Source organism: Raineya sp. (assembly GCF_053497555.1).
Genome location: NZ_JBRCWE010000070.1, coordinates 1 through 6,815, shown reverse-complemented (window position 1 = coordinate 6,815; position 6,815 = coordinate 1). Strand labels below are relative to the sequence as shown.

At 38.8% G+C, this 6,815-nt stretch carries 10 protein-coding genes; 5 read left to right on the top strand and 5 right to left on the bottom strand.

From position 1 onward, the window contains the following. The 5 genes from ACWITO_RS09500 to ACWITO_RS09480 all read right to left on the bottom strand — a co-directional run. Positions 1–184, bottom strand: a 184-nt coding sequence (locus tag ACWITO_RS09500; protein ID WP_448529757.1) for a hypothetical protein, incomplete at its 3' end; no start/stop codon positions are given. A 127-nt stretch (positions 185–311) separates the two neighbouring features. Then, positions 312–1,688, bottom strand: coding sequence for an APC family permease (locus ACWITO_RS09495; RefSeq protein ID WP_448529756.1), 1,377 nt, complete (start codon positions 1,686–1,688; stop codon positions 312–314). Between the two features lie 11 nt (positions 1,689–1,699). Then, positions 1,700–2,731, bottom strand: coding sequence for a Holliday junction branch migration DNA helicase RuvB (gene ruvB, locus ACWITO_RS09490; RefSeq protein WP_448529755.1), 1,032 nt, complete (start codon positions 2,729–2,731; stop codon positions 1,700–1,702). 8 nt (positions 2,732–2,739) lie between these two features. After that, positions 2,740–3,129, bottom strand: a complete 390-nt coding sequence (locus tag ACWITO_RS09485) for a DUF1987 domain-containing protein (RefSeq protein WP_448529754.1) — start codon at positions 3,127–3,129, stop codon at positions 2,740–2,742. Between the two features lie 168 nt (positions 3,130–3,297). After that, entirely contained in the window at positions 3,298–3,852 is a 555-nt protein-coding gene (locus tag ACWITO_RS09480) for a SiaB family protein kinase (RefSeq protein ID WP_448529753.1), read from the bottom strand. An 87-nt stretch (positions 3,853–3,939) separates the two neighbouring features. On the opposite strand from ACWITO_RS09480, the gene folP reads away from it, so the two are divergent. From folP to ACWITO_RS09455, 5 genes are all read left to right on the top strand, one after another. Further along, positions 3,940–4,773, top strand: a complete 834-nt coding sequence (gene folP, locus ACWITO_RS09475; protein ID WP_448529752.1) for a dihydropteroate synthase — start codon at positions 3,940–3,942, stop codon at positions 4,771–4,773. Between the two features lie 11 nt (positions 4,774–4,784). Then, positions 4,785–5,624 (top strand): diadenylate cyclase CdaA, encoded by an 840-nt coding sequence (cdaA, locus tag ACWITO_RS09470; protein WP_448529751.1) that lies wholly within the window; start codon positions 4,785–4,787, stop codon positions 5,622–5,624. Between the two features lie 99 nt (positions 5,625–5,723). Beyond that, entirely contained in the window at positions 5,724–5,996 is a 273-nt protein-coding gene (gene purS / locus ACWITO_RS09465) for a phosphoribosylformylglycinamidine synthase subunit PurS (protein WP_448529750.1), read from the top strand. Continuing rightward, positions 5,974–6,576: an NUDIX domain-containing protein gene (locus ACWITO_RS09460; RefSeq protein ID WP_448529749.1), complete on the top strand. Its 603-nt coding sequence runs from the start codon at positions 5,974–5,976 to the stop codon at positions 6,574–6,576. The genes purS and ACWITO_RS09460 overlap by 23 nt, the downstream gene beginning before the upstream one ends. A gap of 21 nt (positions 6,577–6,597) precedes the next feature. Then, positions 6,598–6,815: hypothetical protein (locus ACWITO_RS09455; protein ID WP_448529748.1), on the top strand; the 218-nt coding region annotated here is incomplete at its 3' end.

Here is a 6,815-nt window from a genome sequence, read left to right as displayed (position 1 = left end):
GAATATCTACTCGGTTGTATTTATCCTCCCAACTATCCTGATTGCCCTCGCTTTCTAAAATCTCTTTGATTTTGATGTCCTCAAACAAAAGTTCCGACAAAAAACCTTCCAACACAACAAAATTAGCCTTGTTGCGTAGCAAGCGTTTAATTGCCCAATCAAAACGGATTAACTTTTTGCTCATTCTGCGTTATTTTTTGCAAAATTAAGCAAAACTTGTGAGAATAAGCAATTTATGGTCAGATTAAAGTAATTTTCAAGTTTTTTGCAAGTATTGATTTCTTGTTTTTCAAAAGTTGAGCAAGAAAAAATCATCTTTGTTGGATATACTCTTGCTTTTTGCTCTGTAACCAAAGATACACAGGCAAACCTGAAAGAACAATCAGAAAGCCATAACGTGTGTAAGGTTCATAAATAAGCCAAATCACACTAATAATTGTTATCAAGACCAAATACAAAGCAGGCAAAAAAGGATACGCCAAAGTCTTGTAAGGACGAGTAGCCTCGGGCATTTTTCTACGCAAAATAAAAACAGCAAGGATAGTCAGAAAGTAAAAAAGCATTACGGCAAACATCACATATCCCAACAAATCGCTGTATGCACCTGAAAGACACAAAACCGAAGCCCATACCGCCTGTACTACCAAAGCGTTCTGAGGTACATCATTTTTATTCAGTTTGCCCAATGCCGAAAAAAATACCCCATCTTTTGCCATTGCATAATACACCCTTGCTCCTGAAAGAATACAACCATTATCCGAACCGAAAGTAGAAATCATTATCAAAATACTTACTAAAAGCAAGCCTATTTGCCCCAAAACCTGCGAAGCGGCGGCAGTTGCTACTAATTCGTTACTTTGTATTTGTGGAAATGGTAAAGCTATCAAATAGGCAATATTTGTAAGCAAGTAAATCAGGGTTACAAGTCCTGTTCCTATTGCCAAACTACGTGGAATCGTTTTTTCTGCATTTACAATTTCATCACCTGCAAAACTGATATTATTCCAAGCATCACTGGAAAACAAAGAGCCAATCATTGCTACGGCAAAAAGAGGTAAATAATCTGTCAGTGCAATATTTTCGGGTAAAGCCCAATATTTTCCAAAATTCTCGGAGATAGCTCCTGCATTTCTTCCAAAAACAAAAATAATGAGCAAAAGCAAAGCCAAAGCAATGATTTTGGTACTACCAAAAAGGTTTTGGATAAGTGTTCCGTATTTTACTCCTTTGCTATTGATAAAAGTCAGTAGCCAAATTACAGCAATCGCAAGCAACTGATTGGTGGCTATGCCAAAACCGCCAACTTCTACAATTTTATTATTTTTGCTAATGAATGGTAAAAGATTTCCTGTAAAATTGGCAAAAGCAACAGCTACCGCCGCAATTGTCCCTGTCTGAATAACAGCAAGCACCGTCCAACCATACAGAAAAGCTATAAGCGAGTTGTAGGTTTTACGCAAAAACACATATTGCCCGCCTGCTTGTGGCATCATAGCGGCAAGTTCGCCATAGCTCAACGCTCCTGCCATTGTAATTAGCCCCGTAATAAGCCAAACCAAGAGCAAACCCCAAACAGATTGCGTTTTTTGAGCAATATCCGAACTCACAATAAAAATGCCCGAGCCAATCATTGTACCTGCTACGAGCATTACGGCATCAAATAAACGAATTTCTTTGCGAAAAGACATTTTAAGGAATTTTATTCATCAAACAAATCATTTTGCTTTGCAAACTGACTGATACCCAAATGCTTGTAGGCTTTTTCAGTAGCTTCTCTGCCCCTTGAAGTTCTTTTAATGTAGCCTTCTTGTATCAGAAAGGGTTCATACACTTCTTCAATGGTTTCGGCTTCTTCGCCACAAGCAGTAGCAATGGTGGTAATCCCAACGGGACCGCCCTTAAATTTATGAATAATGGTTTGTAAAATGCGGTTATCCATTTCGTCCAAGCCGTTTTTATCTACTTCCAAAGCCTGCAAGGCAATATCAGCAATTGCTAAATCTATATTTCCATTACCTTTTACTTGGGCAAAATCACGAATACGGCGTAGCAAATTATTGGCAATGCGAGGCGTACCCCTACTACGGCGGGCAATTTCGTAAGCGGCTTCTTCTTCAATTTTCACACCCAAAATCTTACAAGAACGTTTTACGATTTGCGTAAGCAACTGGGCATCATAGTATTGCAGACGAGCATTGATAGCAAATCTGGCTCGAAGAGGGGCAGTTAAGAGCCCCGACCTCGTAGTAGCTCCAATAAGCGTAAAAGGATTCAAACCTATTTGCACAGTACGAGCATTAGGACCTGAATCCAACATTATATCAATTTTGTAGTCTTCCATTGCAGAGTATAAGTACTCCTCCACAATAGGATTGAGGCGATGAATTTCATCTATGAAAAGAACATCATTGGTATTGAGCTTGGTAAGCAAACCTGCCAGGTCACTGGGCTTATCCAGAACAGGACCCGAAGTAGTCATCATTTCTACCCCAAGTTCATTGGCAATGATGTTGGAAAGGGTTGTTTTGCCAAGACCGGGCGGTCCGTGCAAAAGAACGTGGTCTAGGGCTTCTCCGCGTTGTTTGGCGGCAAGTACAAAGATACGCAAGTTTTCAACGATTTTTTCTTGCCCTGTAAAATCCTCAAAACTCAAAGGACGCAAAGCCTTCTCTATCTCTCTATCCGAAGGCGATAGTTTATCTTCCTCACCGGTGAGGTAATCTTTACGCATAAATGTATTTACTCCTCCGCAATAATTCTGATATTGAACGAAATGCTTTCTAAAAGGTCTTGATAGTCTTTGCCTGCTTCAATCATATCATCATCAAACTCTTCGCACCACCAATTGATTTCAACGGCGGCTCCTACACTTTTGAGTTGTGCCATTTTTTTGAATACATCAAGCAAACATTTAGAAGAGCTTGTATTGAAATATTCCAGTTCCACATCAAGGCTCAAAACTCTTTCGGCGGCTTGAGCTTTGAAGCGTTCTAACCAATCGTTGATAGGCGTATAAAATTCCAAAGGATTTTCAGGCACAGAACGCCCCTTGATTTCCAACTTTCCTGTATCGGGGTCTAAATGCACAAAAGGGGTGTTAAGCGTTTTTTCAATTCTCAAACTTTCCATAAAAAATTTTTATTTAAGGCAGATTTATTCTTGGTAATTATTTTCGCTTAAGGGTTTAAGGGTTCAAGCCTTTGAGGTAAAAGTTTTACTCCGTCTAAATATACAATGTCTTTAATCTTGTTCTTGCTTCTTATTTCCTGTTTCCATACTACAAAACCTAAACAATTACTATTCTTGCTTGTTATCAGTACGAGGAATTTCTACTTTCAAAGTAAAAAAAGCTAAATCATCGTCCAAATGACTAAACTCATATCGCAAATTACCTTCCGATTTGCGTGCTATATCCACAAAACCCAAGCCTGCTGTACCCTTCTCCGAAAAACCTTCGTTGGCAAGTATTTGTTTATGATACTCCCGTAATTCTTCTCGGCTCAAAGAGTTGATGTAATCAATTTTTTCTTTAATTTTTTGCTCACTTTGCTTAAAAACATAGTTGCCTGTGGCAATAACATATTTATCTTGGTAGGCTTCAAATACAGCCAGACCTTTCATTCCTATTTCTTCGCTGTGCTTTTCTAAATGATGACTTAAATTCTGATAACACTCCGTAGCAATATTATAGACTTTTTTGCGAGTTTTAGGGTTTTGTTCGGCGGTTTCAAGCCTATCTTCAATGATACGAAGCAAAGAATTGATTTGCACAAATCCTACCTGCCCTTTGTAAGACAAGATAAAATTTTCATCTTGCATTTCATTATACACTTGGCTATAATCTTTTTTCATTAGCCCTTAATTTTTGGTGACGCAATTATTGCCAAAACTAAAAAAAACTAATTTACTTGCAAAAATTTTTGTTTAATTTTTCAAAAAATGCGTTTTTCTATTCAAAGTAAAGGACGTTTGTGGCTCTTGGATAAGCCTTGGGTAATGGGGATTCTGAATATCACCCCCGACTCTTTTTTTGAAGGAAGCCGACAAAAAAACATTGATGAACTGCTCAGAAATGCCGAAAAAATGCTTTCCGAAGGGGCAGATATATTGGACGTGGGTGGCTACTCTACACGCCCAGGGGCTAGCGAAGTTAGTTTGCAAGAAGAATTGCAAAGGGTAATACCCGCTATTGAGGCAATTCGTAGCAAGTTTCCTGAATGCCTCATTTCCATAGATACCTTTCGCTCCGAGGTAGCTCAAAAAGCAATAGCGAGCGGTGCTGATATTATCAATGATATTTCAGGTGGCTCGCTTGATGAAAAAATGTTTGATACAGTAGCTTGCTTGCAAGTGCCATATATCTTAATGCACAGCCGAGGCAACCCTCAAACAATGAGCCAAATGTGCCATTACGAAAATATTTTGTTAGAAATTTTGCATTTTTTTGAACAAAAAATCAAAAAATTACGTATCTTGGGGGTGAAAGACATCATTGCTGATGTAGGTTTCGGCTTTGCAAAAAACATAGACCAAAATTTTTTCCTGCTTAAAAATTTATCGTACTTTCAAATCTTACAAGTGCCATTGCTCGTGGGAATATCACGTAAATCAATGATTTACAAAACACTATCTATTAGTCCTTACGAAGCCCTTAACGGCACTACGGCTCTTAATATGTTTGCTCTGATGCAAGGAGCTAACATTTTAAGAGTTCACGATGCAAAAGAAGCAAAAGAGACAATTCTTCTATACCAAAAGTTACTGGAAAGCTAAATATGTGGTTTTTGTTCAAAATATGGTTTTTTAATTTTACTTGGGTAGATGCCTTAGACATCTTGCTGGTAGCTTATTTGATTTACCAATTCTACAAATTGCTGAAAGGAAGTATTGCGGTGCGTATTTTGTGGGGGATTGTAATGCTTGGTATAGGCTACCTGATTGTCAATTTGTTGCAACTAAAACTCTTGGGTAATATACTTGGGCAATTTTTTGGCGTTGGGGTTATTGCGATGATTATTCTTTTTCAGCAAGAAATACGCAAGTTTTTGCTCTTGGTAGGTCGCTCACAAGTATTCGGAGATGATAATTTCTGGGACGCACTACCTTGGCGTAAAAATACCAAAAAAAGCAAAGTAGATATCAATGCCGTTGTAGAAGCCGCCCGGGCACTAAGTAGTAGCAATACAGGTGCTTTGATTGTATTTGCACGTGGTACAGATATGAAATTTTATGCCGAATCGGGCGATATGTTAGATGCTTTACTTTCCAAAAGACTGCTCTTATCCATTTTCAACAAGTATAGCCCTTTGCACGATGGAGCGGTGATTGTAGGGCAATCGGGTAGAATTATTGCGGCAAGATGTATTCTACCTGTTTCCGAAAACCCCAATATCCCTGCGACAATGGGATTGAGGCACCGCTCTGCTATTGGGGTTACGGAAGTAACCGATGCCATCGTTTTAGTTGTTTCCGAAGAAACAGGACAAGTTTCACTGGCTCGCAACGGTGAAGTATATCAAGGTTTGAGCTATCAGGAATTGCGAACCAAACTAACCAAATATTTGGCAGAAAAAACTTCTGCCCCACCTATGCGAGAAGTAAGCGTAGAAGTTGCAGAAAGGTAAAGTGAAAGGTTAAAAGTTTTGAAGCTGTGTAAAATTTTTGATTTTTTTACTTGAAAACTCAAGAAAAACGTATTTTTACAACCAAAATCATTGAAAGAAATGAAATTTATAGCCGAAATCAACATAATGCCTCTGAAAGAAATCTTAGACCCACAGGGCAAAGCCGTACTGCTTGGCTTAAAACATCTCCAACTTTCTGAAATCAAAGATGTACGTGTAGGCAAACACATTACGCTTTCTTTGGAAGCGGGCAGTCAGCAAGAAGCCAAAGAAAAAGTAGAAAAAGCCTGCTCAGAGCTTTTGGCAAATCCGATTATGGAAAGCTATTCTTACACTTTGCAAGAAATCAATGAAAAAATTATCAGAAGATAATTTGCCCAAACCCACTGAAAATCCTTGGCAAATTCTGCAATCCAAAGATATTTACGAGAACCCTTGGATTAAAGTCCGCGAGGATAAAGTTATCAATCCCAGTGGCAACGAGGGTATCTACGGCACTGTAAGTTTCAAAAACAAAGCTATTGGTATTATTCCTATTGACGAAAATGGCTTTACGTGGCTGGTAGGGCAATATCGCTACCCTCTGAACGAATATAGCTGGGAAATTCCTATGGGGGGCGGGAAAGTGATTTTCCCTTCACAAAAATCTTTTGAAGAGCAAATTTTAGAAGCCGCCCAAAGAGAACTATGGGAGGAAACGGGTATTGTTGCCGAAAAATGGACAAAAATTGCTCGTATTCACACCTCTAACTCTGTAACAGATGAAGAGGGGTTTGTGTTTGTTGCCGAAAATCTTACATTCGGAAGCAATGCCCCCGAAGAAACCGAAGCACTACTCATCAAAAAGGTACATTTAAGTACAGCTCTGCATTGGGTTCTTACCGATGAAATCACAGATGCAATCAGTATGATTGGCATACTGAAAGTGTGTAAATTGAAAGGAATTAGCTAAATTTGCAAGAAATTTCAAACTATGCAAATTCTTAATCCGCTGTATGATGTTGTATTCAAGTATTTAATGGAGGACAACAAAGTCGCCAAACTTTTGCTTTCGGCTCTCATTGGGCAAGAAATTTTGGAACTTATCTTTTTGCCACAAGAGTTCCTTGCTGATTTTGACTTTGAGGAAGCCCGAAAGCGTCAGCAAGAAAACCCCAGCATACAACTCACCTCAGGACTTACCGTCTATCG

What these genes read in the sequence shown, in the direction of transcription:
- purS (WP_448529750.1), top strand. Translation starts at nt 5,724, where the DNA reads ATGAAATTTATAGCCGAAATCAACATAATGCCTCTGAAAGAAATCTTA.
- ACWITO_RS09495 (WP_448529756.1), bottom strand. Translation starts at nt 1,688, where the DNA reads ATGTCTTTTCGCAAAGAAATTCGTTTATTTGATGCCGTAATGCTCGTA.
- ACWITO_RS09480 (WP_448529753.1), bottom strand. Translation starts at nt 3,852, where the DNA reads ATGAAAAAAGATTATAGCCAAGTGTATAATGAAATGCAAGATGAAAAT.
- ACWITO_RS09485 (WP_448529754.1), bottom strand. Translation starts at nt 3,129, where the DNA reads ATGGAAAGTTTGAGAATTGAAAAAACGCTTAACACCCCTTTTGTGCAT.
- ruvB (WP_448529755.1), bottom strand. Translation starts at nt 2,731, where the DNA reads ATGCGTAAAGATTACCTCACCGGTGAGGAAGATAAACTATCGCCTTCG.
- folP (WP_448529752.1), top strand. Translation starts at nt 3,940, where the DNA reads ATGCGTTTTTCTATTCAAAGTAAAGGACGTTTGTGGCTCTTGGATAAG.
- ACWITO_RS09460 (WP_448529749.1), top strand. Translation starts at nt 5,974, where the DNA reads ATGAAAAAATTATCAGAAGATAATTTGCCCAAACCCACTGAAAATCCT.